At 36.0% G+C, this 300-nt stretch carries 1 pseudogene; it reads left to right on the top strand.

From position 1 onward, the window contains the following. Nucleotides 1–300 (top strand): annotated as a pseudogene (locus AOA59_RS00165) (hypothetical protein); the annotation flags it as partial.

The raw sequence follows: 300 nt of genomic DNA, 5'->3' as shown, positions 1-300 counted from the left end.
GTGAATTTACTGCGTTTCCTGTAGAAAATAAAGACCTTTTTGCAAAAGGTTTAACAACAGTAGTTCCTATTACAGGCGGTGGTCAAAGATTAGGGACGTTAATATTAGCACGTCTTGAGCGTTCTTTTGATAATGATGATTTGTTATTAGCTGAATATGGGTCTACGGTAGTAGGTATGGAGATCTTACACGAAAAAACGGAAGAAATTGAACAAGAAGCAAGAAGCAAAGCCGTTGTACAAATGGCTATAAGTTCACTTTCATATAGTGAGTTAGAAGCTGTAGAACATATATTTGAAG

The sequence above is a fragment of the Pseudomonas sp. 2822-15 genome (assembly GCF_002742515.1).
Taxonomy (GTDB): Bacteria; Pseudomonadota; Gammaproteobacteria; order Pseudomonadales; family Pseudomonadaceae; genus Aquipseudomonas; species Aquipseudomonas salomonii.
The sequence above is the reverse complement of the archived record's forward strand: the minus strand, read 5'-3'. Positions and strand labels throughout refer to the sequence as shown.